Below are 26,643 nucleotides of genomic sequence, written 5' to 3' on the forward strand. Positions count from 1 at the left end.
ATGAGAAAAATCAATTTTACAGATAAAAACGGAACATTTACGATTACAAATCCGGAAAATTATAGTGGACTTTACTTACCACTGGCAGGAGAAGAAGGTCTGAAATCCAGTATTACACCAACTTTGGGGGGAGATAGTAAAACGGACCAGAATCATTTCCTTCTCGAACCTGTCAGCATTGAAAACCTTCACAATAACCGTGGCACCAGAAATTTCTGGTGTCGGGTAGAAGGAAAAGGCTACTGGTCAGCATGTGGAGTTTCAGCGGAGCAGGAGTTTGATAAATATACAGACAGACAGGATGAAAGTACTCTGGAAGCAGGAATGATGTGGCAGAAGTTGACAAGAACTTCAAAAAAATATGATCTTCAGTCAGAAATCACATCCTTTGTTTCTATTGATGGCACAACAGAGATCCAGCTGATCAAGATTACAAATCTTTCGGAAGAAGAACAGGAAGTAACACCGATCGTTGCCATTCCGGTTTATGGAAGAAGCGCAGATAATATCCGCGACCACAGACATGTCACATCACTTCTTCACAGAATCGACACGAAAGAATGTGGCGTAGAAGTTACACCAGTATTATCCTTTGATGAGCGTGGACATCAGAAAAATGATACGACTTATTTTGTATATGGTTTTACAGCAGAAGGAAATGCCCCGAAGGAGTTTTATCCGACTGTTGAAAGTTTTATTGGAGAGGGAGGTTCTTTCCTGATTCCGGAAGCAGTACGTGTAGAAAAAACGGGATGTACCGCAGGCTGCCATCTGGAGGGGAAAGAGGCTGTTGGGGCATTCAGGTTTGAACGCAGAAAATTAAAAGCAAATGAATCAATAGAGTATGTTGTTCTTGCCGGAGCAACGGGAGAAAAGGCTTCCATTTCAAAAATCTGTACTTCATTTGGTACGAAGGAGCAGGCGGAGAACGAGCTTGCCAAAGTGAAAAAGTATTGGACAGAAAAAGTAAATGTAGAGTTTGAAACCGGTGATGAAGCTACAGACAATTATCTGAAGTGGATTTGCTTCCAGCCAATTTTAAGAAGAATTTATGGATGTTCCTTCCTTCCATATCACGATTATGGAAAAGGAGGAAGAGGCTGGAGAGATCTCTGGCAGGATTGCCTTGCACTTCTGATTATGGATCCTTCAAACGTCCGTCAGATGATCGTGGATAATTATGGCGGAGTAAGAATTGATGGAACAAATGCGACAATCATCGGAAATAAGCAGGGTGAGTTTATTGCAGACAGAAACAATATTACACGTGTCTGGATGGATCATGCATTCTGGCCATTTGTAACGACTCGTCTGTATCTGGATCAGACAGGAGATATGGATGTTCTGTTTGAAAAGGTTCCGTATTTTAAAGATTTGCAGTCTATGAGAGGTACTGCACATGATAAGCTTTGGAACAGCGAATATGGACAGAAGCAGAAAACAGAAAGAGACCACATTTATTTCGGAACAGTTTTGGAGCATATTCTTTTACAGAATCTGTGTGCGTTCTATGATGTAGGAGAGCATAATGAAATGCGTCTTCATGGTGCCGACTGGAATGATGCACTGGACATGGCATGGGAGAAGGGTGAAAGTGTTGCATTTACCTGTGCTTATGCCGGAAATTTGAGAAATATTGCAAAAACACTCCGTCAGTTGGAAGAAATCAGTGGAAGCAGCAAGATTGAAATTGCACATGAGATGGAAGATCTTCTTGCAGGAAGCGTGGAACTGTATGAAGATGCAGCACGTAAGCAGGCACTCCTTGCAGGATACGCAAAGAAGTGTGAACATAATATCAGTGGAGACACAATTGTTGTAAGATTGGATCAACTTGCGGCTAATCTTGAGGGAAAAGCAGACTGGATGATGAAAAACATCCGTGCCAACGAATGGGTGAAGGATGGAGAAGATGGCTGGTTCAATGGCTATTATGATAACCATGGCAGAAAAGTAGAAGGCGTTATGGATGAAAGCGTGAGAATGATGCTGACCGGACAAGTATTTGCCATTATGAGTGGAACGGCAACAGAAGATCAGGTGGAATCTATCTGCAGGAGTGCAGACAAGTATCTTTATGATCAGAAAGCCGGCGGATACCGTTTGAACACAAACTTCCATGAGGAAAAATTTGATCTTGGAAGAATGTTTGGATTTGCTTATGGCGAGAAAGAGAATGGAGCAGTGTTCTCACACATGGCTGTTATGTACTCAAATGCATTGTACCAGAGAGGATTTGCAAAAGAAGGAAATAAAGTACTTCAGGCACTTTTAGATGCAGCAATGGAATTTGATAACAGTAAGATGTATCCTGGACTTCCGGAATATTTTGATAATCAGGGAAGAGGCCTCTATGCATATCTGACAGGCGCTGCAAGCTGGTATATGCTTACCATGATCACAGAAGTGTTTGGGGTGAAAGGAGATTGCGGTGACTTGAAGATCGCACCTGCACTTATGCCGGAACAGTATAATCAGAATGGAAAAGCAGTACTTAAGATGACATTTGCCGGAAGGAACTTTGAGATTATATTCTATAATAAAGAAAAGAAAGAATTTGATCAGTTGAAGATCCAGAAAGCAGCTTGCGATGGAAAAGCATTAGAAATAACAGCTGAAAGGTGTACAATACTTTCAAAGAGAGAGATTCAGATGCTCTCAGTGAAAGAGACACATAAGATTGAAATTGAATTAGTATAATCGACAGATTAAAAAAAGATAAAAATACTGTCAGAAAGAGAATTGCTTTCTGACAGTATTTTTTGTGGGAAAATCTGCGAATTCTTCTGTGAAGAAATCTGATTTTACCACATGCTTTTATAGTATTTGTCCCGGTACTTCTTTGGAGTGAGCCCGGTAAAGTTCTCGAATGTCTGGATGAAGTGACTCTGTGAAGAAAATGCAAGATAATTTGCGATATCTACAATTGATTTGTTTGAGTATCGCAGCAGATGAGTTGCTTTTTCTATCTTCTGTTCACGGATATAATCGCTGACAGAGACTCCCAGATTCTGCTTGAAAATGCGTGAAAGATAATTCGTGGAAAGTCCGGTGTGGTCAGCAAGAACCTGAATCGTGATTCTTTCTTTGATGTGACTGTAAATATAATCAACACATTGCATAACGGGTTTTGATAAAATGGAACTTTTTTTCTGAAGAATCATCTTACCTGTAAAATCCTTTGCCATCTCATGGTGAAGATCTGCAACCTGACGGATCGTTGTGCAGGAATCCATCTTCAGAATATAGAAGTCACTGAGCCTGTAAGCCTGCTCTGGTTCGAGCCCACCGTCGATACAATAACGGGTCAACATTGCAGTGGTGACAACAAAATGGTATTTTATATTAGTAAGCGCATTACGGGATAGAACACCTGTTCCTTCCAGGCGAATAAATTCATCTTCGGAACAGTTTTTAATGACTGCTTCCATGTCGCCGGAGCGTACAGCATTATAGAAAGAATATTCTACAGTTGGTGATCTGTGAAGAGTTTCTAATTCGCTGTTTTCGAGTTCTGTATTGTACCATTCATTAGATAAAGTCATAAAAAACCTCCTTTTTTATATTATGACATGAATTTGATATTTTGTTAAGATAAATAATATAATCGGAGGAAAAAAGATGGTATATTTAGTTCAACAACAAGAAAAGCATAGCAGAGTGCTTAGATAAAGGAGGATTTATAAATGAAAAAGAGAGTTGTTGCGATTCTTATGGCAACAGTAGTTGCTGTTGGATCACTCGCTGGATGTGGAAGCAAAGGCGGAAATGGCGGAGAGGCCAGTACAGAAGAAGGAAAGGTAATTAACATTTATTCTTGGAATGATGAGTTCCGTGAGAGACTGGAAGCTGTATATCCTGAAGTTGAGTCAACATCCAAAGATGGAACTGTTACAACATTGAAAGATGGAACAGAGATCCACTGGATCATCAATCCAAACCAGGATGGTGTTTATCAGCAGAAACTTGATGAGGCACTTATGAAACAGGCAGATGTTGATACAGATGATAAAGTAGATATCTTCCTGTCAGAGACAGACTATGTATACAAATATACAGATGCTGAAGCAGACACTGCAGTACCACTGAAGGATCTTGGAATTGATCCGGATAAAGATCTTGCAGATCAGTACGACTTCACAAAAACAACAGCATCTGATGCAGACGGGGTTCAGAGAGGATCTACATGGCAGTGCTGCCCGGGAACAATGGTTTACCGTCGTGATATTGCAAAAGAGGTATTCGGAACAGACGATCCGACTGCTGTAGGTGAAAAAGTAAAAGACTGGGCTGCTATGAAACAGACAGCAGAAGAATTGAAGCAGAAAGGATATTATGCATTTGCTTCTTATGCTGATACATTCCGTCTCTATGGAAACAACATTTCTAATTCATGGGTAAAAGATGGAGACACAAAGGTTACAGTTGATCCAATGATCATGCAGTGGATTAATGATTCAAAAGAATGGCTGGATGCAGGTTACTTAAACCCGACAGTAAAAGGTCAGTGGAATGATGACTGGAACAAAGCAATGGGAAGTCAGTCCAAAGTATTTGCATTTCTCTTCCCGGCATGGGGTATTGATTTCACATTGAAACCGAACTGGGATGGAGAAGACGGCGTATGGGGAGTAACAAACCCACCGCAGGAATACAACTGGGGAGGATCTTACATCCATGTTGCAACAGGTACAGATAATCCGGAACATGCAAAAGACATTATCCTTGCTATGACAGCAAAAAAAGATAATCTGTTAAAGATCTCCCAGGATTACTCAGACTTTACAAATACAAAATCCGGTATGCAGGAAGCAGCAAACGATGATGCTACATATGGTTCAGAATTCCTTGGCGGACAGAACCCATTCCAGTACTTTGCACCAGTTGCTGAAAACATCAAGATCGCACCACTTTCCGCTTACGATCAGGGATGTGTGGAGTTGATCCAGAACGCATTCAGCGATTACTTCCAGGGCAAAGTTGACTTTGAGAAAGCAAAATCAAACTTTGAAACAGCAATTAAAGAACGTTATCCTGACATTACAGAGGTTGTTTGGCCAGAATAATGTCTGGAATGAACAGCTACTAACGCAGGGAGCTCTGTGACAGCAGAGCCTCTGTTCTGTTAGAAGATATTGTGGAAAGGAAGAACCATTATGAAGAAAAAGAAAAAAAGTATTGATTATGGAAAATGGGGATATATATTTATTCTTCCTTTTTTCGTAGCATACATTATTTTCTCATTGATACCGTTGATCGATACAGTAAGGTATAGTTTCTTTGAATATTACCGATCAGGAATTAAAGAGGTTGGACCGAATTTTATAGGAATGGCAAACTATGTGAGTCTTCTTCATTCAGATATGCTGAAATATGGAGTGAATACTTTAATTCTGTGGGTAATCGGATTTATACCTCAGATTGTGATCGCGCTGGTACTTGCAGCGTGGTTCACTGATGTCCGATTAAAGATTAGAGGGCAGCAGTTTTTCAAAGTTGTCATTTATCTTCCAAACCTGATTATGGCATCTGCATTTGCATTGTTATTCTTTACAATGTTCTCAACAAATGGACCGATTAACTCAATTCTGATGTCAATCGGAATCCTGAAAAAACCGATCGATTTCCTTGGATCTGTATTTGGAACAAGATCGTTGATCGGATTTATGAACTTCCTGATGTGGTTTGGAAATACAACTATTATGTTGATGGCAGCAATCATGGGAATCAGTCAGGACGTCTTCGAGGCATCTGACCTGGATGGATGTAACAGTATCCAGAGATTCTTCTATATTACACTGCCTTTGATCCGTCCAATTCTGGCATATACATTGATCACATCCATTATTGGCGGACTTCAGATGTTCGATGTTCCTCAGATCCTGACAAATGGACAGGGTAACCCGAACAGAACATCCATGACTCTGATCATGTTCCTGAATAGTCATCTGAAGAGCAAAAACTATGGAATGGCCGGTGCACTTTCTGTATATCTGTTTATCGTAAGTGCAATCCTCTGTTTCTTTGTATATCGTATGACAAATGATAACGATCCGGATGGTTCTAAGAAAGCAGCTAAGAAAAGAGCAAAAGCAGAAAGGAGAAAGAGATAATGAAATCAAAAACAAAGTCAAGTCGTGGACGTAGCATACTGGCACATACCGTATTGATTCTGTTATCTTTTATGTGTCTGTTTTTCTTCTATGTATTGATTATAAATGCAACACGTTCTCATGCAGAGCTACAGAAGGGATTCTCAGCACTGCCGGGAAAATATTTCTTGACAAATCTAAAAAATGTAGCGAATGACGGAAGCTTCCCGATGTTCCGTGGTATTTTGAACAGTTTGATCGTATCAGGGTGTTCAGCAGCATTATGTACCTATTTTTCAGCTCTGACAGCATATGGACTTTATGCTTATGATTTTAAAGGAAAAAAAGTAGCATTTACATTTATTATGGCAATCCTTGTTATGCCTACACAGGTTACAGCAATGGGATTCCTGAAATTGGTTACGAACATGGGAATGTATGATTCTCTGCTTCCATTGATCATTCCATCAATTGCATCACCGGCTGTATTTTATTTCATGTACAGTTATCTGCAGTCTTCCCTTCCGATTTCTCTTGTAGAAGCGGCAAGAATAGATGGATCTGGAGAATTTAAGACATTTAACCACATTGTTCTTCCAATCATGAAGCCGGCAATTGCAGTTCAGGCAATCTTTACTTTCGTAGGTTCCTGGAACAATTACTTCGTTCCGGCTTTGATCATTCAGTCAAAGAATAAGATGACAGTCCCGATCCTGATCGCAACACTTCGTGGAGCGGACTATATGAACTTTGATATGGGTAAAATCTACATGATGATCACGGTAGCAATCGTGCCGATCATTATTGTATACCTGCTGTTGTCTAAATATATCATTGCAGGAGTTACTCTTGGTGGAGTAAAAGAATAATAAGAATTAAGTTGTTGGAGGAAAGCTGTCATTTAGTGGGCAGCTTTTTTCTTACAGTTGGTTTATCTCAGTCGAGAAGACTCCCACCTCTTCAGGTGGTGAGTAATAGCAAATTTGTTCTCAGTTGGAGTCCAATCTCCGACTGAGATAAACGCTCCGCGAGGATGCGCAGTGATTCTGATAGGAATATGTCAGCTTCGCTGACCAGAATCACGCGCCAAGTCTCACGGAGGTTCGAATTGAATTAAGGAGATGTGTAAATGGAAAAGAATTTGAAACATAGTGGAACAAGAAGTACAGAAGTTTGCCAGCGTGAAATAGATCATGCTGTGTTTGCACGTGAGGCAGCAGAAGAAGGAATTGTTCTGTTGAAAAACGAAGGACTGCTTCCATTAAAAAAAGATACAAAGATTGCACTTTTGGGGATTGGGGCAGAAAAGACGATTAAAGGTGGTACTGGTTCCGGAGATGTAAATAACAGAGAAAGTGTATCTATATATGCCGGAATGAAAGAGAAAAACGCGGGTATTGTAAGCGAGGAGTGGCTGAAAGATTATCACAACCGCTATGAGCAGGCGAGAACAGAGTGGAAGGAGCAGATCTTAGAAGCTGCAAAACATGTAGACAATCCGTTTGATGCCTATGCTGCCAATCCATTTGCCATGCCGGATGGCCGTGCGGTGACAAGTGAAGATATCAAGGCTGCGGAAGCAGCGGTTTATGTTATAAGCCGTATTTCCGGCGAAGGAAAGGACAGAAGAAAAAGAAAAGGGGATTATTATCTGAGTGACCAGGAAGAAAAAGATCTGTATTTCCTGAATGAGCAGAAAATCCCAACTGTATTGATCCTTAATGCAGGTGGACCGGTAGAACTTACAGACCTGCTGGCTGGAACAGAAAATATATGTGCAATCCTGAATATTTCCCAGCTTGGACAGGAAGGTGGAAATGCAGTTGCTGATATATTGTTTGGAGAAGTTACACCGAGTGGAAAGCTGACAACAACATGGACAAAACGCTACGATGATTGTCCGGCAGCAGAGGAGTTCAGCTATTTGAACGGAAATCTTGAGACGGAAGAATATGCGGAAGGAATCTATGTTGGATACCGCTATTTTGACAGCTTTGGAATTGAACCATTATTTTCATTTGGTTATGGTCTGTCTTATACAGAATTTGACATTCGACTTTGCGATATAAATACTGATTCGAAAGGTGTGACAGTAACTGTTGAGGTAGAAAACACAGGAACAACATACAGCGGAAAAGAAGTTGTGCAGATTTATGCTTCTCTTCCTCAGGATGGAAGCAGAAAAGAATTCCGTCGTCTGGTCGGATATGAAAAGACAGAAGAACTGAAACCGGGAGAGAAAGAGATGCTGAATATTGTTCTTCCTGCAAAGGCGTTCGCAAGCTTTTTAGAAGAGCAGCAGGAGTGGAGAATCCAGGCTGGTGCTTATGGAATATGGATTGGAAACAGCTTGTCAGAGGCAAAACTTTCAGCGGGGGTAAAGGTATCTGCTGATGTAATGATGGAGAAAACAAAGAAACTGGAAGATCATAGTGAAGTTGTTGAAATCAAAGACTGTGCAGAAGAATTATGCAGACGCGCAGAAGAATGGACAGCACTGCTTGAGGAACTTCCGAACGTATCATTTGAACCAGAGGCAGAAGAAAAGAAAGTATGCAGATTTCCAGAAGAAACGGAGATTCCTGTAGAAGATTTGATTCCACTTATGTATGGAAATATGTCTGAAATCAGAAGTACACTTGGAGCATCTGGAATTAAAGTGCCGGGAACAGCAGGAGAGACGAGTGAAGCACTGCTTGATCAATACGGAATCCCATCTTTGATCATGGCAGACGGACCGGCCGGAATCCGCCTGCAGCAAACTTATGAAGTAGACCGTGAGAAAGATACAGTTTATGGAACAGGTGTGCTTGGTTCACTTGAAAATGGTTATCTTGTTGGAAAAAAAGACCATGAGGGCGCGGAACGTTACTATCAGTATTGTACTGCATTTCCGGTAGGAACAGCACTTGCACAGTCCTGGAACAAAAAACTGATGGAACAGTTTGGACGGAAGGTTGCGGCAGAGATGGAAGAATTTCATATTAATCTCTGGCTTGCACCAGGATTGAATATTCACAGAAATCCGCTGTGTGGAAGAAACTTTGAATATTATTCAGAAGATCCATTCCTTGCAGGCACACTGGCAGCAGCAGTGACCAGAGGAGTTCAGAGCAGACCGGGATGTGGTGTTACAATCAAGCATTTTGCATGCAATAATCAGGAAGATAACAGAATGGGTGTTGATGCACACATATCAGAAAGAACATTGAGAGAAATTTATCTCAGAGGTTTTGAAATTGCAGTGAAAGAGGGTGCACCAACTGCGATCATGTCTTCCTATAATCTGATCAATGGTGTGCATGCAGCAAACAGCAAGGACCTTTGTACAAGGATTGCACGTGAAGAGTGGGGCTTTGACGGAGTTATCATGTCTGACTGGAATACAACAGTACCGGAGGATGGAAGTATTCCGTGGGTTTGTGTGGCAGCAGGAAATGATATTATCATGCCGGGAAATCCGGATGATGATAAAAACATTCGTGATGCGTATAAAGAAGGAAAACTTACAGAAAAAGAAATCCGTCTTTGTGCAAACAGAATCCTGAAACTGATTCGAAGATTAAGTTGATTATGTCAATTTAGTTTTTGCCCTATGTTCCCTAACCCTATCAGCTTACTGTAAGCAAGCTTGCAATAGCTGTCGTGTTTTGGAATGTATGTTACGCATCTGCAACAACCGAAAGAACTGACGTCCTTTCGGTTAAGGGCATTCGCCCTATGTTCCCCAACCCTACCAGCCTGTTGCAAGCAAGCTTGCAATAGCTGTCGTGTTTTGGAATGTATGTTACGCATCTGCAACAACCGAAAGAACTGACGTCCTTTCGGTTAAGGGCATTCGCCCTATGTTCCCCAACCCTACCAGCTTACTGCAAGCAAGCTTGCAATAGCTGTTAGTGTTTGGGAACGCAGATGCTAATTTTTCAGAATATTCTGAATTGCATGAAATATATAAAAAACATTGACAATTAGAAATGGCTATGATAAGATAACATTCGTCGCTGAGAACGGCACTGAAAACTACAGAACAGATGCTTGGGTAAGAGGAAGGCGCGGAGGCGGACAGTCCCTGAGAGAGAAAAAGTTCGAAGAAAAGATTTATAAGTAAAGATGATAAAAACTTATAAGAAATTTTAAAAAGTGGTTGACAGAAAAGTTTGAATGTGATAGCATAAATACACTGCTAGTGAGAAGTAATCAAACGGATTCGGCAGTGAAAGAAAAATAAAAAAGTTCTTGACAAAGATAAAAGCTTTTGATAAAATATAAAAGCTGTCGCTTGAAAAGAACGACACAAACAAAGAACCTTGATAACTGAACAATAGACAACAACAACCCTTGAAAATTTCTTTAAGAGAAGATTTTTAAGAACGGTTTTTAAACAAACCAAAACAACAGTAAAAAGGGAAGAATTAGCTAGTTAGTTGGTTCTGAACTGGATACAAACACTTTTAACGAGAGTTTGATCCTGGCTCAGGATGAACGCTGGCGGCGTGCTTAACACATGCAAGTCGAACGAAGCACCTTGATTTGATTCTTCGGATGAAGATCTTGGTGACTGAGTGGCGGACGGGTGAGTAACGCGTGGGTAACCTGCCTCATACAGGGGGATAACAGTTAGAAATGACTGCTAATACCGCATAAGACCACAGCACCGCATGGTGCAGGGGTAAAAACTCCGGTGGTATGAGATGGACCCGCGTCTGATTAGGTAGTTGGTGGGGTAACGGCCTACCAAGCCGACGATCAGTAGCCGACCTGAGAGGGTGACCGGCCACATTGGGACTGAGACACGGCCCAAACTCCTACGGGAGGCAGCAGTGGGGAATATTGCACAATGGGGGAAACCCTGATGCAGCGACGCCGCGTGAGCGATGAAGTATTTCGGTATGTAAAGCTCTATCAGCAGGGAAGAAAATGACGGTACCTGACTAAGAAGCACCGGCTAAATACGTGCCAGCAGCCGCGGTAATACGTATGGTGCAAGCGTTATCCGGATTTACTGGGTGTAAAGGGAGCGTAGACGGAGTGGCAAGTCTGATGTGAAAACCCGGGGCTCAACCCCGGGACTGCATTGGAAACTGTCAATCTAGAGTACCGGAGAGGTAAGCGGAATTCCTAGTGTAGCGGTGAAATGCGTAGATATTAGGAGGAACACCAGTGGCGAAGGCGGCTTACTGGACGGTAACTGACGTTGAGGCTCGAAAGCGTGGGGAGCAAACAGGATTAGATACCCTGGTAGTCCACGCCGTAAACGATGACTACTAGGTGTCGGGCAGCAAAGCTGTTCGGTGCCGCAGCAAACGCAATAAGTAGTCCACCTGGGGAGTACGTTCGCAAGAATGAAACTCAAAGGAATTGACGGGGACCCGCACAAGCGGTGGAGCATGTGGTTTAATTCGAAGCAACGCGAAGAACCTTACCTGCTCTTGACATCTCCCTGACCGGCAAGTAATGTTGCCTTTCCTTCGGGACAGGGATGACAGGTGGTGCATGGTTGTCGTCAGCTCGTGTCGTGAGATGTTGGGTTAAGTCCCGCAACGAGCGCAACCCCTATCTTTAGTAGCCAGCGGTTTGGCCGGGCACTCTAGAGAGACTGCCAGGGATAACCTGGAGGAAGGTGGGGATGACGTCAAATCATCATGCCCCTTATGAGCAGGGCTACACACGTGCTACAATGGCGTAAACAAAGGGAGGCAGAACCGCGAGGTCGAGCAAATCCCAAAAATAACGTCTCAGTTCGGATTGTAGTCTGCAACTCGACTACATGAAGCTGGAATCGCTAGTAATCGCGAATCAGAATGTCGCGGTGAATACGTTCCCGGGTCTTGTACACACCGCCCGTCACACCATGGGAGTCAGTAACGCCCGAAGTCAGTGACCCAACCGTAAGGAGGGAGCTGCCGAAGGTGGGACCGATAACTGGGGTGAAGTCGTAACAAGGTAGCCGTATCGGAAGGTGCGGCTGGATCACCTCCTTTCTAAGGAAGAAAAAAGTAGAGAGTTTTTACTGTTGTCTATTGTTGGGTTATCAAGTAACCAAAACTTTTGGTGGCGATGCGCTTAGGGGTAACACCCGTTCCCATCCCGAACACGATGGTAAAGACCTAAGCGGCCGATGGTACTGCACTGGAGACGGTGTGGGAGAGTAGGTGGCCGCCAAATTAAAAAGAAAATAAACCGAGAGGTTCTGCGATAAAGCTGGTCTTCACCAGTGATCAGAGTTTAAAAGAAAGCTTTTAGTCTCTGATGACTGATGAAAAAGTCAGTCAGATGAAGAACTGAATAAGGACTTCATCTTATGTACCTTGAAAACTGCATATAGTAAAAATCAATAGATTTAGATAAATATCTAATCAAGACATCCGAGGTAATGTTAACAACATTAACTTACAGTCTGAAGAAAACAGACTTAAAATAAATTGACTATCACCAACGCATACAACGCTATGTATGTGTGGACATTATCCCATTCCCGTGGGATGAGGTCGAGTTGGTTATGCTGATAAGAGCGTATGGTGGATGCCTTGGCACTAAGAGCCGATGAAAGACGTGATAAGCTGCGAAAAGCTTCGGGGAGGAGCAAATATCCTTTGATCCGGAGATTTCTGAATGGGGAAACCTACTTGAGCAAACCTCAAGTATCCTTAAGCCAATACATAACTTAAGGAAGGGAACCCGGTGAACTGAAACATCTAAGTAGCCGGAGGAAGAGAAAACAACATGTGATTCTGTGAGTAGCGGCGAGCGAAAACGGAAGAGCCCAAACCAGCGTGCGTGCATGCTGGGGTTCGGACCGCGGAATTGATTCAACGAGTTTAGCAGAACGGTTTTGGGAAAGCCGGCCAGAGAGGGTGAAAGCCCCGTAAGCGAAAGACGAGTTGACATGGCGGGATCCAGAGTACCACGAGACACGTGGAACCTTGTGGGAAGATGCGGGGACCACCCCGTAAGGCTAAATACTACTTAGTGACCGATAGCGCATAGTACTGTGAAGGAAAGGTGAAAAGGACCCCGGGAGGGGAGTGAAAAAGAACCTGAAACCATATGTTTACAAGCTGTGGAAGAGCTTTATATGCTCAACCGCGTACTTTTTGTAGAACGGTCCGGCGAGTTACGCTGGCTGGCGAGGTTAAGGACTAAAGGTCCGGAGCCGAAGGGAAACCAAGTCTGAATAGGGCGCATAGTCAGTCGGAGTAGACCCGAAACCGGGTGATCTATCCATGTCCAGGTTGAAGTTGCCGTAAAAGGCAATGGAGGACCGAACCCACATCCGTTGAAAAGGGTGGGGATGAGGTGTGGATAGGGGAGAAATTCCAATCGAACCCGGAGATAGCTGGTTCTCCTCGAAATAGCTTTAGGGCTAGCCTCATACGAGTCTTGCGGAGGTAGAGCACTGAATTCCTAAGGGGGCGTCAAAGCTTACTAAGGGATATCAAACTCCGAATGCCGTGTAGATGATGTATGGGAGTCAGACGATCCGAGATAAGTTGGGTGGTCAAAAGGGAAAGAGCCCAGACCAACAGCTAAGGCCCCAAAATGTGTGTTAAGTGGAAAAGGATGTGGGATTTCGAAGACAACTAGGATGTTGGCTCAGAAGCAGCCATTCATTCAAAGAGTGCGTAATAGCTCACTAGTCGAGAGGTCCTGCGCCGAAAATGTCCGGGGCTAAAACACACTGCCGAAGCTTTGGAATTGAGAATTCAATTGGTAGAGGAGCATTCTTAAAGGGACGAAGCAGTACCGAAAGGAGCTGTGGACTTTTAAGAAGAGAGAATGCCGGAATGAGTAGCGAGAGGAAGGTGGGAATCCTTCCGGCCGAATATCTAAGGTTTCCAGAGTAAAGCTGATCTGCTCTGGGTAAGTCGGGGCCTAAGGCGAGGTCGAAAGACGTAGTCGATGGATAACAGGTTGAAATTCCTGTACTATCCTGTAACAGAACTGTGGGGACACAGGCAGAGAGCGTGAGCCGGGAATGGAAAGACCGGTACAAGCGAGGTAGGAGAAGAGTTGGCAAATCCGCTCTTTAATCTGAAGACGTGATGTGGACTGAAAATAAGTAGGGAAGCACGTGAGCTGACTGTCAAGAAAAGCCGCTATTGTTTGCAGGATACCCGTACCGTAAACCGACACAGGTGGATGAGGAGAGAATCCTAAGGCCGACGGGAGAAGCATTGTTAAGGAACTCGGCAAAATGACTCCGTAACTTCGGGAGAAGGAGTGCCAGTAAGATGGCCGCAGAGAATTGGCCCAAGCAACTGTTTAGCAAAAACACAGGTCTATGCAAAACCGAAAGGTGAGGTATATGGGCTGACGCCTGCCCGGTGCTGGAAGGTTAAGGGGAGAGGTTAGCGCAAGCGAAGCTTTGAACTTAAGCCCCAGTAAACGGCGGCCGTAACTATAACGGTCCTAAGGTAGCGAAATTCCTTGTCGGGTAAGTTCCGACCCGCACGAAAGGCGTAATGATTTGGGCACTGTCTCAACAATGCACCCGGTGAAATTGAAATACCAGTGAAGATGCTGGTTACCTGCGCCAGGACGGAAAGACCCCATGGAGCTTTACTCCAGCTTGATACTGGGATTCGGTATTGCATGTACAGGATAGGTGGGAGGCTAGGAAATGGTAACGCCAGTTGCCATGGAGCCAATGTTGGGATACCACCCTTGCAGTACTGGGTTTCTAACCAGCAGCCGTGATCCGGCTGGGGGACAATGTCAGGTGGGGAGTTTGACTGGGGCGGTCGCCTCCGAAAGGGTATCGGAGGCGCTCAAAGGTTCCCTCAGAATGGTTGGAAACCATTCGAAGAGTGCAAAGGCAGAAGGGAGCTTGACTGCGACACCGACGGGTGGAGCAGGTACGAAAGTAGGACTTAGTGATCCGGTGGTATAAAGTGGGATTGCCATCGCTCAACGGATAAAAGCTACCCTGGGGATAACAGGCTTATCACTCCCAAGAGTTCACATCGACGGAGTGGTTTGGCACCTCGATGTCGGCTCATCGCATCCTGGGGCTGAAGTAGGTCCCAAGGGTTGGGCTGTTCGCCCATTAAAGCGGTACGCGAGCTGGGTTCAGAACGTCGTGAGACAGTTCGGTCCCTATCCGGCGTGGGCGTAAGATATTTGAGAGGAGCTGTCCTTAGTACGAGAGGACCGGGATGGACTGGCCGCTGGTGTATCTGTTGTCTTACCAAAGGCATAGCAGAGTAGCCAAGCCGGGAAGGGATAAACGCTGAAGGCATCTAAGCGTGAAGCCCCCCTCAAGATGAGATATCTCATAACGTCAAGTTAGTAAGACCCCTTGAAGACGACGAGGTAGATAGGGCAGAGGTGGAAGTGTGGTAACACATGGAGCTGACTGTTACTAATAGGTCGAGGGCATAACCAAAGCAGTGATAGGTTTGGATGATGATGTTGGTTTTGACTGTATGTAGTTTTGAAGGTACATGGAATATAGACAGGAATGAGAAGCAGTGCGAAAGCGCTGTTTTTTTCTTTGCAAAATTAAGTAACCTACACATATTGAAAAAAATAAAAATATAGGTTACAATAATAATGGGTGATGAACTATGGAGATACAACAAACTTACAGAATGTTAAAATATCAAGAAGCACTTTATAAAAAGGAGTTGGATATTAAGAAAAAAGAATTACAAGAAATTTCTATGGAAAAGCAAAACATTACAATAAAGAAAATTCATGGCGAATTATATTATTATGCACAACAACGTAAAGATGGAAAGGTCAAAAGCAGATATCTGTCTCCAGTTATTCCGGGAAAGATAGCAGATATAGAAAATATTCAGTTAAGAATTGAGCATTTGTCAAATGAGATACAAGATTTAGAATGGGATATTATGACTGCAAGTAAGATGCTAGCGTGCTATGAGAAGAGGACTAAAAAAGAAAATTTCATGGATGAATTTACTTTTGAAGTATACTGGAAAGATGAAATTACGGCCAGAGTATATGTGAAAAAGAAAAATGTTATTGTATCACGCTTTTCAGACAATCCAGGGCGACAACTATTTGCAGAGAAGAAGATGACTCGTTATCAGTTAGGCAAGATCTTAGAATTAAGATGCTTTGAAAAAGGTAGGCCTGATATTGATGAAATCTTAAAACATCTGGGACTTAAAGAGTATAATCCATATGAAATAGTACGAAAGACACATGGTGTCAGTCATAATGATTTTATATGGTTTCGCTTTCCGGGAGAAAATATCACAAGCAAAGATGTATTGGTAAGGTGAAGATATGTTTAGTGAAAATTTTTCCATAGAACGAAATGTATTAAGATATCAGATTGATAGATACAACAACAAACTTGATGTATTTTAACATTACTTGACCATATTTAACGAATATAGCTAAAAAACAGATTGTACTCTGTTTTTGCTTGACAAATCACTCCTTCGCGGTCTAATATATGACTCATAAAGAATATCAATTCGTTTTGAGGAGGAGATTATTATTATGAAGATGTGGAAAAAAGCAGCAAGTGTAATGCTTGCATCAGCTATGGTAGTATCATTAGCAGCATGTGGAAGTTCAGGAAATAAGAGCGGAGGCTCATCCGATTCTGACACTTTTAAAATTGGTGGTATCGGACCTACAACAGGAGATGCAGCAATCTACGGAACAGCTGTAAAGAATGGTATTCAGCTTGCAGTAGATGAGATCAACGCAGCAGGCGGAATCAATGGAAAGCAGATCGAATATAAGTTTGAAGACGATCAGGCAGATTCAGAAAAATCTGTAAATGCTTACAATACTCTGAAAGACTGGGGAATGCAGGCACTGATCGGAACAACAACTTCTACACCTTGTACAGCAGTTGTTGAGGAGACTCATTCAGATAACATGTTCCAGCTGACACCATCTGCTACAGCAGTAGACAGTATCCAGTATGACAATGCATTCCGTATGTGTTTCTCAGATCCTAACCAGGGTAGCGCATCAGCAGATTACATTGCAGAGAACAAGCTTGCAACAAAAGTAGCAATCATTTATAACAGCTCTGACACATATTCATCAGGAATTTATCAGACATTTGCGACAGAGGCAAAGGCAAAAGGCCTTGATGTTGTAGCAGCAGAAGCATTTACAGCAGATAACAAGACAGACTTCTCTGTACAGATCCAGAAAGCAAAAGATGCAGGTGCTGAACTTGTATTCCTTCCAATTTACTATCAGGAAGCTTCTCTGATTCTTGCTCAGGCAAACAAAGCAGGATTTACACCGAAGTGGTTCGGATGTGACGGTATGGACGGTATCCTTGATCTTGATGGATTTGACGCAAGTCTTGCAGAAGACTTAATGTTCCTTACACCATTTACAGCAAATGCTACAGACGAAGCAACACAGAAATTCGTTGCTGATTACAAAGAAGCATTTGGAGACACACCGATTCAGTTCGCAGCAGATGCTTATGACTGTGTATACGTAATCAAAGCAGCAGCTGAGAAAGAAGATGTTACACCGGATAAGAGCGTATCAGATATCTGTGACGCACTTAAAAAAGGTATGACAGAGATCACATATGATGGACTTACTGGAAAGAGCATCACATGGTCAGAGGATGGAGAGCCTACAAAAGAGCCTACAGTAGTTGTTGTTAAGAGTGGAGAGTATCAGGTACTTCAGGCAGAAGATGCTGCTGAATAATTGATCTATCAAATTCATTTAGAAAAATACAGAGAGCAGCAACACTCTTTGCAGATACATTAAAAGAATAGGAGAAGTCCCCCCGACAGACATCGTTTCTGCCGGGGGACTTCTTTTAGGAGCAGTGTTAGTCATTTGATTTACAAGATGTTTTTCCGTTGGTGTGGCCATAGTTTCAAGCTTGTGAATTTTCTATAGCATGCTGTTCTATCTTTGTGCTATTATTTATATTATACTTTTTATAAATGTAAGATATGGTGTGCTTCTGAAGAATTCGGAAGAAGCTTAAGAAAGGGAAAAATCATGAATACAGTAAAAGTAAGAAATATTGAAATTGGCGCTGGAATCCCGAAAATCTGTGTACCTATTGTTGGCGTAACAAGAGAAGAGATTCTTGCAGCAGCCGAGAATATCAAGTCAACAAAGGCTGATGTTGTTGAGTGGCGTGTTGACTGGTATGAAGATATCTTTGATTTTACAAAGACAGAGGCGACAATGCAGGCACTTCGTGAGGTGCTTGGGGAGATGCCGATTCTTTTCACATTCCGCACATCAAAAGAAGGTGGAGAGAAAGCAATCGAGACAGAGGCTTATGTTGAACTGAATCAGAATGCGGCGAAGACAGGACTTGTTGATCTGGTAGATGTTGAAGCATTTACAGGAGATGATGTAGTGAAGGCTGTTGTTGAGATAGCACATGAAAACGGAGTAAAAGTGATCGCTTCTAACCATGATTTCCATAAAACTCCGGCAAAAGAGGAAATCGTATCCCGTTTAAGAAAAATGCAGGAGCTTGGAGCAGATATTCCGAAGATCGCTGTGATGCCACAGAATAAGAAAGATGTTCTTACACTTCTTGCAGCGACAGAAGAGATGGCAAGCGAGTATGCAGATCGTCCGATCATTACAATGTCTATGTCAGGAACAGGTGTGATCAGCCGTCTCTGTGGAGAAGTCTTTGGTTCTGCATTGACATTTGGAGCAGTTGGGAAAGTATCTGCACCGGGACAGATGAGGATTGAAGATCTGACAACAGTACTTGGATTACTTCATAAAAGTCTGTAAATAAGAATCCGCGAAAGAAGAAAAAGACAGTATTTTTAGGTATAGATAGAAAAAACGGAAAATGTTGTCTTTTTTCTTACAAAAGTCAAAAAATAACACAGGAAAACAGAGCGGATTCTGTTTTTTGTATTGATACGAGAAAATAATTATGCTATAATCAATTCAATTTAAAAGGTTAAAGTAGTACCTTACAAAAATATAAAAAGGATGAGAGGGACGGATATGAGCTTTATTTCATATTTAGTAAATGGACTAAGTCTTGGCAGTGTCTATGCGTTGATCGCGCTTGGATACACAATGGTATATGGAATCGCCAAGATGTTGAACTTTGCACATGGTGATGTGATCATGATCGGTGCATATGTAGCTTTGATCACGATGAAGCAGGCAGGACTTCCTACCTGGGTGGCAATCCTGATTTCAATCATTGCCTGTACAGTACTTGGTGTTCTGATGGAGCGTGTAGCGTATAAGCCACTTCGTAATGCAACATCTTCACTTGCCGTACTGATCACAGCTATCGGTGTCAGTTATCTGCTTCAGAATGTAGCACTTCTGATCTTCGGTGCGAATGCACAGACATTCCCATCAGTGATCAAGTGGAGCGGACTTTCACTTGCAGATGGCAAGCTGAATATTTCAGGAGAGACAATTGTTACGATCGTAGTTTGTGTGGTTATTATGATCGCATTGATCACATTTGTTCAGAAGACAAAACCAGGACAGGCGATGCGTGCAGTATCAGAGGATAGAGGCGCAGCGCAATTAATGGGTATCAATGTAAATGCAACAATTGCTCTTACATTTGCGATTGGTTCCGGACTTGCAGCAGTAGCCGGTGTGCTTCTGTGTTCTACCTACCCGAGCCTGACACCATACACAGGTGCGATGCCTGGTATCAAAGCGTTCGTGGCAGCTGTATTTGGAGGAATCGGTTCCATTCCGGGTGCATTTATCGGAGGAATTCTTTTGGGAATCATCGAGATACTCAGTAAGGCATACATTTCTTCCCAGCTTGCAGATGCGATCGTGTTCGCAGTTCTGATCATTGTGTTGCTTGTGAAGCCTACAGGACTTCTAGGCAAGAAGATTCAGGAGAAAGTGTAGGTGGATGGAGTTATGTTGAAGAATATGAATAAAACAAAGAGAAGTAATCTCATCACTTATGCTATCGTGATTGTAGCTTTCATAGTGATGCAGACTTTAAGCAGCACAGGAAGTATTTCCAGTCTTTTGACAGGACTTCTTGTTCCGCTTTGTACATATATTATCCTGGCGGTTTCTCTGAACCTTGTAGTAGGTATTCTCGGAGAACTTAGCCTTGGCCATGCAGGATTTATGTGTGTGGGAGCATTTTCCAGTGCATTTTTCTCAAAATGTATGAGAGATGTGATCGAGAATTCGATTGTACGATTTCTGCTTGCACTTTTGATCGGTGTTGTAGTAGCAGCAATCTTCGGTGTTATCATCGGAATCCCGGTACTTCGTCTGAAAGGCGATTACCTTGCAATCGTTACACTTGCATTCGGTGAGATCATAAAGAACCTTGTAAATGTTCTTTATATTGGAAAGGATTCCAAAGGATTTCATTTTGCAACAAAGGACGTTATGGCACTTGACATGGATCCAGACGGAACAGTTATTCTGAACGGTCCGCAGGGAATCACAGGAACTCCGAAGGATTCAACTTTCCTGATCGGATTTATCCTGATCATGGTGACATTATTTATCGTACTCAACCTGATCAATTCCAGAGACGGACGTGCGATCATGGCGATCCGTGATAATGTAATCGCAGCTGAGTCTATCGGAATCAATGTTACAAAATATAAACTCATGGCATTTACAATTTCAGCAGCTATGGCCGGTGCAGCAGGTGTTCTGTATGCACACAACCTGTCAACACTGACAGCAAATACAAACAACTTTGGATACAATATGTCCATCACGATTCTTGTCTTTGTAGTACTTGGTGGAATCGGAAATATCCGTGGATCTATTATTGCAGCAGTTATCCTGACACTCCTTCCGGAGCTTCTCCGTGGACTGTCTGATTACCGTATGTTGATCTATGCGATCGTTCTGATCATCATGATGCTCTTTAACTGGGCACCAAAGGCAATCGAGTGGAGAGAGAAGTATCTTCATTTTGGAAAGAAAAAGGAGGCTTAAGTAAGAATGAGTACATTATTAGATGTAAAAAATCTTGGAATTTCTTTCGGAGGTCTCCGTGCGGTAAATGACTTTGACCTCAAGATACAGAAAGAAGAACTTTACGGATTGATTGGACCAAATGGTGCCGGTAAGACAACCGTATTCAACCTTCTGACAGGAGTATATAAACCGGATTCAGGAAAGGTTCTTTTGGACGGAAAGGATCTTACAGGAAAGAAAAATATTGAGATCAGTAAGGCCGGAATTGCAAGAACATTCCAGAACATCCGTCTTTTCAAAGAACTGACTGTTCTTGATAATGTTAAAGTAGGACTTCACAACCATCATCATTACTCTACGATCGAAGGAATCTTAAGACTTCCGAATTATCGTAAGGTAGAAAAAGAGATGAATGAAAAGGCGATGGAGCTTCTGAAGGTATTCGATCTTGAGAAGTTTGCGTCATATAAGGCTGCAAACCTTCCTTATGGACAGCAGAGAAAACTGGAGATTGCCAGAGCACTTGCGACAGATCCAAAGCTTCTTCTTCTGGATGAGCCGGCAGCAGGAATGAACCCGAACGAGACAGGAGAACTGATGGATATGATCCGTTTCGTGAGAGATGAGTTCCATATGACGATCCTTCTGATCGAACATGATATGAAACTGGTAAGTGGTATCTGCGAGGAGCTGACAGTACTCAACTTCGGTGAAGTACTTGCACAGGGCAAGACAACAGATGTACTGAATGATCCTCAGGTAATCAAGGCATATCTGGGAGAATAGGGGGAAGATAACAATGGCAATGCTTGAAGTCAAAGACTTAGAAGTATATTATGGAATGATCCAGGCAATCAAAGGCATTTCCTTTGAGGTAAATCAGGGAGAGGTTATTGCACTGATCGGCGCGAACGGAGCCGGAAAGACAACAACACTTCATACAATTACAGGACTTCTTTCTCCAAAGAAAGGTTCTGTTATGTTTGAAGGAACTGATATCACAAAGATCCCGGCGCATAAGATCGTGTCTATGGGAATGGCTCACGTTCCGGAAGGACGAAGAGTTTTCGCTGAACTGAGTGTTTATGAAAACCTTAAAATGGGCGCCTATACAAGAAAAGATAAAAATGAGATCGAAGAGAGTCTTGCAAATGTTTATAAGAGATTCCCACGTCTGGAAGAGAGAAGAAATCAGATGGCCGGAACACTCAGTGGTGGAGAGCAGCAGATGCTTGCCATGGGACGTGCACTGATGTCTAAACCGAAGATCATTCTGATGGATGAGCCTTCTATGGGACTTTCTCCAATCTTTGTAAATGAGATTTTTGATATTATCCAGGCAGTAAGTGAGAGTGGAACAACAGTACTTCTTGTAGAACAGAATGCAAAGAAAGCTCTTTCTATCGCAGATCGCGCCTATGTTCTTGAGACTGGTAAGATCACAATGTCAGGAAATGCAAAAGACCTGCTGGAAGATGAAGCAGTTAAGAAAGCGTATTTAGGAGAATAGGAGGCGATTCAGGTGAGCAGCAATATTGTAATTACAATGGCGAGACAGTATGGAAGCGGTGGTAAGACAATCGGAGCTATGCTTGCAAAAGAGCTTGGAATCAACTGTTATAGCAGAGAAATCCTGCGTATGGCATCCGAGGAAAGCGGAATTAACGAGAGACTCTTCGGTATGAGTGATGAGAAGATGAAGGGAGCCGGCTGGTTCAAGATCCTCAGTCGTCCATACGACGGAGAACTTCTTCCGCCGGAAGATAAAGACTTCGTTTCAGAAGAAAATATCTTTAACTATCAGGCAAAGATCATCAAAGATCTGGCTGAGAAAGAATCCTGTGTAATCGTTGGAAGATGTGCAGATTATGTTCTGAAAGACAATCCAAATGTTGTCAGTGTGTTTGTTCATGCAGATGAGAAATTCTGTCTTGATCGTGCGATGGAGCGTAACAGTATGACAGAAAAAGAAATGAAAAAATACATCGAGAAGACGGATAAATTTCGCGGTGATTTCTATCGTTACCATACAGGACACGAGTGGGCAGATGCAAGAAATTATGATTTGTGCCTGAACAGTGGAAAGCTTGGATTCCAGAAATGCGTGGAAGAGATCAAAGCATATATCAAGATCAGATTTGATCTGTAAATGAAAGAGAAAGCAGACAAAAGAAACAAGTCTGCAAGAAGAAAGAGATACGGTTGCGTATCTCTTTCTTGCTATCTGAAATGTGCTGCATGCAGGCGACATCGTTCTACAAAATGTGAACTGATATCATGCTATACTGTGACAGAAATAAAATAAGTGTAACTGTTCAGAGCCAACCTCCAAAATGCTACGCATTTCGTCGGTGTGGCGTATCCGCCAAATAAAATTTCAAAAACAGTTTTAAAAATGCAAGCATTTTATACCTGTTTTTGAAATTTTGCTTGGCTCTGAACAATTACAAATAAGTTATTCAAATTACAGTTAGAAAAGAGGTAAAGTTGATGTCAGGAAAAAAAGAAAAGAAGCATTTTATAGTAGGAATTATAATGGTTGCAATTATCGTCGCAGCAACAGCAACAATGATCTATTGTTACATAAACCGTTTTGATCCGCAGGAATATGTACAGGCATTTTTAGATGTATCTTATAAGCAGAAAACAGAATCCTATATAAAACAGACCGGCATTTCCGAGAAAGAAGCAAAACAGGTTTTCGAAGATAATCTTGCTTATACAATGGAAAAATTTCCGGAGCATGTAATGACAGATGAGATGACAGAAGAATATAGAGAGCTGTTTGCAGATCTTGCAAAGAAGACATCTTATACTGTAGGAGAAGCAACCAGGGAAGAAAATGGAACTTATCAGGTTGTTCTTACAGTGAAACCAATCACATTGCTGAAGGATACTTATGCTGAATTTCAGGAGAAGGCGCAGGAATACGCCACAAAAGTTTCAAATGATGTGATGAACGGACAGGCTATGCCAGAAGAAACACAGATGCAGACAGAAATTTATCAGATCTATTATGAGGTTTTAAGACAGGCGGAAGAGAAAGGGCTGAAGTACGGAAAACCAAATAAAATTGTTCTTCATGTAGAAAAAGATAAAGAGGGAAAATATGGAATCAGAAAAGCAGACCTGCAAAATCTGGATCACCTGCTGATTGAATCTGTCGGAGAAGAACAGGAGAAAGAAAATAGTTAAACAAGAGGAAAAAAGCGAAAAGAGTGGAAGAATTGGAAAGAAAAACAGAAGAGAAAATGATTCAAAAGAAAGAATTAAGAAGAAAAATAAAAGAAAAACTTTCTTTTACAACAGAAAAATACAGAAAAGAAGCAGACAGAAAGATTACAGAAAGCGTTTTGGAACTGAATGAATACAAGAGCGCAGACTGTGTGTTCTGTTATGTGAGCACAGAGAAAGAAATGGATACATTTTCTATATTGCAAGATATTCTTCAATCAGGAAAGCATCTTGGAGTGCCAAAGTGTACGGGAAAAGGAATTATGAACGTATACGAGATCCACTCATTACAAGAGCTGTATCCGGGTGCATATGGAATCCTTGAACCAAAAGAAGACCCGGAAAGATTGATTCAGCCGGAAGCAATTGATTTTGCTTTCATTCCATGTATCAGCTGCGATAGAAGCGGAAGACGCCTTGGTCACGGAGGTGGATATTACGACAGATATCTGGAAAAGACACATTGCGTGAAAGCAGCACTTTGCAGGGAGGAACTGCTTGTAGACGAAATTCCCGTGGAGGAACATGATCTGCGGATGGACCTTGTGATTTCTGAAAAAGGTTGTTATAAGATGTAAATAGTAAGGGCAGATTTAACTCGTATGAGTCAGATCTGCCCTTGAAAATTATTTAATCGTTTTCATTTCTGTAATTGGCCAGTAACGAAAGACTGCTTTCCCAAGAATCTTATCTTTGGATACATATGGATTAATCCAGTAGCGGGAATCTTTCGAATCATTTCTATTATCTCCCATCACAAAATAGCATCCTTCCGGTACGGTATAAGGACCATAATTTCCGACCATGTATTCTTTCGTCTCTACATCTTCAAGCGGTTCAGAAGAGCCATCAATGTAGATATGACCGTCACGAATCTCCACGGTTTCACCAGGAAGTCCGATGATACGCTTGATAAAAAGCTGGCTTTCATCATCAGGATACTTAAAAATGATTACATCATAACGCTCAGGATCCTTAGTTAAATAAGAAAGCCGGTTACCAACCACACGATCTCCGGTCATGATGGTGTTTTCCATTGAACCGGATGGGATCTGTGCATTGACGATTAGAAAATTATCAACAAATAAAGCAATAATAAAAGCCACTAAAATAGCAATTAGCCATTGAATAAGTTCTGATGTAGTAGAATTTCTTCTTTTTGCAGCCTCCCGTCTTAGGGAAGCCTTTTTTCTGTTATTTCTTTTTGAGGCAACTTTTTCAGCAGCAACTTTTTCAGCAGCAGCTTTTCTTGCAGCAGCTCTTTTCGCACCTTTTTTATGTTTAGACTTCATATGAGTTCCCCATTTCTGAAATTTATACTCTTGTTGATCTTATTATCTAGATAGATATTTCGCAATCAATAACGTAATCATAACATAGATGAGACAATGTGGCAAATAAAGGGAAATGAAAATTTTATAAAATCAGATCATGACGATAAATGTGTCCCAAACTTCATAAAAGAAGTATAAACAATTCTAAAATAAGCGGTAAATGCACTGACAAAAAGAAAATCATCTGATAAAATACAGCCATGTCAGAAAAGAATAATATGGCATAGGTATATATAGCAGAAATGCAGATCATTTACTTATGATAGGAGGTAGAACAGTATGACAATAGAACAATATTATAGATGGATCAATACAAAAGCAGGGAAGAAGATCAAAGATTTTATGAATCGTCTGATCCCAGGACTGATGCCAGAACCAGTACCGGTCAGAGTGCCGGTTAGACAGGAAGATAGATATAATAGAAGATGATGAAATAAAAAGCTTTCGGTTCAAATGAAAAAATCCGAAAGCTTTTTATATTACTACTTCATGTTACTGGTGTAGTAAGTTTGAAGAGACTTCTTAATAACCGGATGTTAGTACAGCGTTTTCAAAATAACTGCCTCATACACTTGCCTGCGAATCCGATTGCTCAGTTGAAAAAGCCTCGACGTAGCCCGCTACGCCTACGTTTTTTCAGCTGAACACTCGAATCCGCATTCTGCGTGAATGAGACAGTTATTTGTGAAACGCTGCACTAGTTACAGAAGCAAGCCGACAGGAAATGTAGCTGAGCGAAGTGACTTGACTGAGTAAATCGAAATGGAAATATGTCTGATGGTGTGATATGATTTGAATGGCAAAAGATATTTTAAGGAACAGACATGCTAGCGTTAAGTTTGCTAAGGAGAATAATATGGAATGGTTTGGAATTGTAGCATTGTTGCTGTTACTTTGTTATTCGGCGTAAGATGAGGCAGTTTTATTGCACTTTTCCAATTCGAGATACACTGTGTCCTGAATTGAGCTGGTCACATTATCGTGTCTTGATGCGTATAAATGATGAACAGGCAAGAAGATTTTATATGGAAGAATGTGCAAAAGCAGCATGGAGTGTTCGTCAACTGGAACATTTGAAAGAATTTCACAAAAAAGAATAA

The 26,643-nt window shown here is 42.0% G+C and carries 19 protein-coding genes and 3 rRNA genes; 20 read left to right on the forward strand and 2 right to left on the reverse strand.

The genetic code is table 11. The annotated features are described in order from the left end of the window. Positions 1-2,700, forward strand: a complete 2,700-nt coding sequence (locus ACZ47Z_RS04400; protein WP_464525909.1) for a GH36-type glycosyl hydrolase domain-containing protein — start codon at positions 1-3, stop codon at positions 2,698-2,700. Between the two features lie 104 nt (positions 2,701-2,804). Here the strand turns inward: ACZ47Z_RS04400 and ACZ47Z_RS04405 are convergent, their stop codons facing one another. After that, positions 2,805-3,545 carry an AraC family transcriptional regulator gene (locus ACZ47Z_RS04405; RefSeq protein WP_118106916.1) on the reverse strand — a complete coding sequence of 247 codons (741 nt, stop codon included), beginning with the start codon at positions 3,543-3,545 and terminating at the stop codon, positions 2,805-2,807. Positions 3,546-3,686: 141 nt separating this feature from the next. Here ACZ47Z_RS04405 and ACZ47Z_RS04410 point away from each other — a divergent pair, with 141 nt between their 5' ends. From ACZ47Z_RS04410 to ACZ47Z_RS04490, 17 genes are all read left to right on the forward strand, one after another. Then, positions 3,687-5,066: a carbohydrate ABC transporter substrate-binding protein gene (locus tag ACZ47Z_RS04410; protein ID WP_464525910.1), complete on the forward strand. Its 1,380-nt coding sequence runs from the start codon at positions 3,687-3,689 to the stop codon at positions 5,064-5,066. Between the two features lie 90 nt (positions 5,067-5,156). Beyond that, positions 5,157-6,113 (forward strand): carbohydrate ABC transporter permease, encoded by a 957-nt coding sequence (locus ACZ47Z_RS04415; protein ID WP_054753803.1) that lies wholly within the window; start codon positions 5,157-5,159, stop codon positions 6,111-6,113. Beyond that, positions 6,113-6,961 (forward strand): carbohydrate ABC transporter permease, encoded by an 849-nt coding sequence (locus ACZ47Z_RS04420; RefSeq protein ID WP_054753805.1) that lies wholly within the window; start codon positions 6,113-6,115, stop codon positions 6,959-6,961. The genes ACZ47Z_RS04415 and ACZ47Z_RS04420 overlap by 1 nt, the downstream gene beginning before the upstream one ends. 260 nt (positions 6,962-7,221) lie before the next feature. Further along, complete coding sequence (locus tag ACZ47Z_RS04425; RefSeq protein ID WP_464525911.1) at positions 7,222-9,663, forward strand: glycoside hydrolase family 3 protein; 2,442 nt, start codon at positions 7,222-7,224, stop codon at positions 9,661-9,663. An 879-nt stretch (positions 9,664-10,542) separates the two neighbouring features. Then, positions 10,543-12,073 (forward strand): 16S ribosomal RNA (locus tag ACZ47Z_RS04430). 66 nt (positions 12,074-12,139) lie between these two features. Then, a 5S ribosomal RNA gene (gene rrf, locus ACZ47Z_RS04435) occupies positions 12,140-12,257 on the forward strand. A gap of 330 nt (positions 12,258-12,587) precedes the next feature. Next, positions 12,588-15,477: ribosomal RNA gene (locus ACZ47Z_RS04440) — 23S ribosomal RNA — on the forward strand. The 16S, 23S and 5S rRNA genes sit together here, the layout of an rRNA operon. Before the next feature lie 181 nt (positions 15,478-15,658). Then, a complete protein-coding gene (locus ACZ47Z_RS04445) occupies positions 15,659-16,342 on the forward strand; it encodes a DUF6788 family protein (protein WP_157050445.1) in 684 nt (227 codons plus the stop codon). 223 nt (positions 16,343-16,565) lie between these two features. Further along, positions 16,566-17,756 carry an ABC transporter substrate-binding protein gene (locus tag ACZ47Z_RS04450; protein WP_117570099.1) on the forward strand — a complete coding sequence of 397 codons (1,191 nt, stop codon included), beginning with the start codon at positions 16,566-16,568 and terminating at the stop codon, positions 17,754-17,756. Between the two features lie 303 nt (positions 17,757-18,059). After that, on the forward strand, positions 18,060-18,821 hold the full coding sequence (gene aroD, locus ACZ47Z_RS04455; protein WP_464525912.1) for a type I 3-dehydroquinate dehydratase: 762 nt from the start codon (positions 18,060-18,062) through the stop codon (positions 18,819-18,821). A gap of 222 nt (positions 18,822-19,043) precedes the next feature. Further along, a complete protein-coding gene (locus ACZ47Z_RS04460; RefSeq protein WP_015528707.1) occupies positions 19,044-19,928 on the forward strand; it encodes a branched-chain amino acid ABC transporter permease in 885 nt (294 codons plus the stop codon). Positions 19,929-19,952: 24 nt separating this feature from the next. After that, positions 19,953-20,993: a branched-chain amino acid ABC transporter permease gene (locus tag ACZ47Z_RS04465; protein WP_464526044.1), complete on the forward strand. Its 1,041-nt coding sequence runs from the start codon at positions 19,953-19,955 to the stop codon at positions 20,991-20,993. 6 nt (positions 20,994-20,999) lie between these two features. Beyond that, a complete protein-coding gene (locus tag ACZ47Z_RS04470) occupies positions 21,000-21,761 on the forward strand; it encodes an ABC transporter ATP-binding protein (RefSeq protein WP_020436965.1) in 762 nt (253 codons plus the stop codon). 13 nt (positions 21,762-21,774) lie between these two features. Continuing rightward, positions 21,775-22,485: an ABC transporter ATP-binding protein gene (locus ACZ47Z_RS04475; protein ID WP_015528709.1), complete on the forward strand. Its 711-nt coding sequence runs from the start codon at positions 21,775-21,777 to the stop codon at positions 22,483-22,485. A gap of 36 nt (positions 22,486-22,521) precedes the next feature. Further along, a complete protein-coding gene (locus tag ACZ47Z_RS04480) occupies positions 22,522-23,124 on the forward strand; it encodes a cytidylate kinase-like family protein (protein ID WP_054752649.1) in 603 nt (200 codons plus the stop codon). Between the two features lie 341 nt (positions 23,125-23,465). Then, positions 23,466-24,170: a hypothetical protein gene (locus ACZ47Z_RS04485; protein WP_020436967.1), complete on the forward strand. Its 705-nt coding sequence runs from the start codon at positions 23,466-23,468 to the stop codon at positions 24,168-24,170. Positions 24,171-24,193: 23 nt separating this feature from the next. Further along, the gene (locus ACZ47Z_RS04490) at positions 24,194-24,787 is read left to right on the forward strand and encodes a 5-formyltetrahydrofolate cyclo-ligase (RefSeq protein WP_464525913.1); all 594 of its coding nucleotides are present in this window, start codon (positions 24,194-24,196) and stop codon (positions 24,785-24,787) included. 48 nt (positions 24,788-24,835) lie between these two features. On the opposite strand, the gene lepB is transcribed toward ACZ47Z_RS04490, so the two are convergent. Further along, positions 24,836-25,501 (reverse strand): signal peptidase I, encoded by a 666-nt coding sequence (gene lepB / locus ACZ47Z_RS04495; RefSeq protein ID WP_412310403.1) that lies wholly within the window; start codon positions 25,499-25,501, stop codon positions 24,836-24,838. 321 nt (positions 25,502-25,822) lie between these two features. On the opposite strand from lepB, the gene ACZ47Z_RS04500 reads away from it, so the two are divergent. Together ACZ47Z_RS04500 and ACZ47Z_RS04505 are read left to right on the forward strand one after the other, a co-directional pair. Beyond that, a complete protein-coding gene (locus ACZ47Z_RS04500) occupies positions 25,823-25,972 on the forward strand; it encodes a hypothetical protein (protein WP_155205133.1) in 150 nt (49 codons plus the stop codon). A 482-nt stretch (positions 25,973-26,454) separates the two neighbouring features. Beyond that, positions 26,455-26,643: a DUF1016 N-terminal domain-containing protein gene (locus tag ACZ47Z_RS04505; protein ID WP_334299577.1), complete on the forward strand. Its 189-nt coding sequence runs from the start codon at positions 26,455-26,457 to the stop codon at positions 26,641-26,643.

It is taken from the genome of Mediterraneibacter faecis (genome assembly GCF_055383675.1).

What these genes read in the sequence shown, in the direction of transcription:
- ACZ47Z_RS04470 (WP_020436965.1), top strand. Translation starts at nt 21,000, where the DNA reads ATGAGTACATTATTAGATGTAAAAAATCTTGGAATTTCTTTCGGAGGT.
- ACZ47Z_RS04425 (WP_464525911.1), top strand. Translation starts at nt 7,222, where the DNA reads ATGGAAAAGAATTTGAAACATAGTGGAACAAGAAGTACAGAAGTTTGC.
- ACZ47Z_RS04485 (WP_020436967.1), top strand. Translation starts at nt 23,466, where the DNA reads ATGTCAGGAAAAAAAGAAAAGAAGCATTTTATAGTAGGAATTATAATG.
- ACZ47Z_RS04415 (WP_054753803.1), top strand. Translation starts at nt 5,157, where the DNA reads ATGAAGAAAAAGAAAAAAAGTATTGATTATGGAAAATGGGGATATATA.
- lepB (WP_412310403.1), bottom strand. Translation starts at nt 25,501, where the DNA reads ATGAAGTCTAAACATAAAAAAGGTGCGAAAAGAGCTGCTGCAAGAAAA.
- ACZ47Z_RS04445 (WP_157050445.1), top strand. Translation starts at nt 15,659, where the DNA reads ATGGAGATACAACAAACTTACAGAATGTTAAAATATCAAGAAGCACTT.
- aroD (WP_464525912.1), top strand. Translation starts at nt 18,060, where the DNA reads ATGAATACAGTAAAAGTAAGAAATATTGAAATTGGCGCTGGAATCCCG.
- ACZ47Z_RS04420 (WP_054753805.1), top strand. Translation starts at nt 6,113, where the DNA reads ATGAAATCAAAAACAAAGTCAAGTCGTGGACGTAGCATACTGGCACAT.
- ACZ47Z_RS04505 (WP_334299577.1), top strand. Translation starts at nt 26,455, where the DNA reads ATGAGGCAGTTTTATTGCACTTTTCCAATTCGAGATACACTGTGTCCT.
- ACZ47Z_RS04405 (WP_118106916.1), bottom strand. Translation starts at nt 3,545, where the DNA reads ATGACTTTATCTAATGAATGGTACAATACAGAACTCGAAAACAGCGAA.
- ACZ47Z_RS04475 (WP_015528709.1), top strand. Translation starts at nt 21,775, where the DNA reads ATGGCAATGCTTGAAGTCAAAGACTTAGAAGTATATTATGGAATGATC.
- ACZ47Z_RS04460 (WP_015528707.1), top strand. Translation starts at nt 19,044, where the DNA reads ATGAGCTTTATTTCATATTTAGTAAATGGACTAAGTCTTGGCAGTGTC.
- ACZ47Z_RS04410 (WP_464525910.1), top strand. Translation starts at nt 3,687, where the DNA reads ATGAAAAAGAGAGTTGTTGCGATTCTTATGGCAACAGTAGTTGCTGTT.
- ACZ47Z_RS04500 (WP_155205133.1), top strand. Translation starts at nt 25,823, where the DNA reads ATGACAATAGAACAATATTATAGATGGATCAATACAAAAGCAGGGAAG.
- ACZ47Z_RS04465 (WP_464526044.1), top strand. Translation starts at nt 19,953, where the DNA reads ATGAATAAAACAAAGAGAAGTAATCTCATCACTTATGCTATCGTGATT.
- ACZ47Z_RS04400 (WP_464525909.1), top strand. Translation starts at nt 1, where the DNA reads ATGAGAAAAATCAATTTTACAGATAAAAACGGAACATTTACGATTACA.
- ACZ47Z_RS04480 (WP_054752649.1), top strand. Translation starts at nt 22,522, where the DNA reads ATGGCGAGACAGTATGGAAGCGGTGGTAAGACAATCGGAGCTATGCTT.
- ACZ47Z_RS04450 (WP_117570099.1), top strand. Translation starts at nt 16,566, where the DNA reads ATGAAGATGTGGAAAAAAGCAGCAAGTGTAATGCTTGCATCAGCTATG.